We start from the raw sequence: 1,542 nt of genomic DNA on the forward strand, positions 1-1,542 counted from the left end.
TGGCCATGGACTCGGTGATCTCGAGCTCGATGTGCTGGCCGACGACGCCGCAGTCCTGCAGCGCGCGGCCCAGCATGTCGATGAAGCCGGGGTGGCGGAACTGCGCCATGGACACGTTAACGGCCATGCGGAAGTCGGCATGGCCCAGGGCCTGCATCTTCTTCAGCTGGGCGCAGGAGGTGCGCATGACGAACTCGCCGATGGGAATGATGAGGCCGCKCTGCTCGGCCAGCGGAATGAACTGGTCGGGCGGGATGAAACGACCATCCAGCGTCTTCCAGCGCAGCAGGGCCTCGGCACCGACGATGCGGCTGCTGCTCAGCTCGACCTGGGGCTGGTAGACGACGAAGAGCTGGCTTTCCTCGAAGCCGGTCCGCAGGCCCTTGAGCAGCTTGAAGCGCTCGCGCGCGTCGCTGCCCATGGCGGCAGAGAAGTACTGAGATGAGCCGCGCTGCTGCTGCTTGGCGCGCTTGAGCGCGATCTGGGCATCGAGCAGCAGTTCGGAGCCGACGGCCTTGGATTCACCCAGGCGCACGAGGCCCGTGGTGGCGGACAGCTGCAGGCGCTCTCCGGCAACGATGAAGGGGTCGGCGAAGACGCTGTTCACGGTCTCGGGGCAGACCTTGGCATGCTCGCCCAGCACGCCAAAGGTGTCGGCGCCAACGCGGGCCATCGCAGTGTTCAGGCCCAGCGTCTCGCTCATGCGGTGCACGACGGCCTGCAGCACCTGGTCGCCGAAGTGGTGGCCGAAGGCATCGTTGATGTCGGAGAAATCGTCGATGTCGATCAGCGCGAGCGTGACGCCGGACGGATCCTTCAGGTTCTTGTCGAGCAGCTCGACGAAACGGTTGCGGTTGGGCAGGCGCAGCAGCGGGTCGTTGTAGGCCTGGTCCAGCAGCTGGCTGTACAGCACCACGTTCTCGAAACCGACCGAGATGTTGGAGCAGAAGGCGCGCAACAGCTGCTGGTCGAGCTCGTCGAGCTCGCGGCCGACATCCACGAGCGCCGCCATCGCACGGCCCTTGCCCATGCCGAAATAGAGGACCGTGCCGTCGTCGTAGAGGTTGCGCTCCTGCTGCAGGCAGCGCTCCAGGCGGTCCCGCACGGTAGCGATCTTGACCTGGGCCAGCGGCCGGTCGATGAGGCCGCTGTACTGGCCGGCGGCCGCGACGATGCGGACTTCGTCGCCGGTTTCGCCGCTGACCTGAGCACAGACCAGGCCCTCGGGCAGGATGCCGAGCAGGGCGCAGAGCTGGGTAACGACGCCTTCGGCGAATCGGGAGAGCCCACGCATGCGCGACAGCGAGGTGCTGCTCTCGACGATCATCTCCAGGCCGCGGCGGTTGGCCTCCAGCGCGCAGATCTGGCGGTAGGAGCGCACCGCGGCCGTCAGCACCGTGTACAGCCGCGTGCGGGTCAGCTCCGACTTGGTCTTGTAGTCGTTGATGTCATAGGCCTGCACCGTCTCGATTTCGGGCGCATAGCCGGGCTGGCCGGTGCGCAGCACGATGCGCAGGGCGTTCAGGCACAGCTCGTCGCGGA

General features: G+C 66.7%; 1 protein-coding gene. It reads right to left on the bottom strand.

Annotated elements, in window-relative coordinates:
* On the bottom strand, positions 1 to 1,542 hold a 1,542-nt coding region (locus AC1DU6_RS30725; RefSeq protein ID WP_477861879.1), incomplete at both ends, for a putative bifunctional diguanylate cyclase/phosphodiesterase.

The organism is Roseateles sp. P5_B10 (assembly GCF_056400485.1).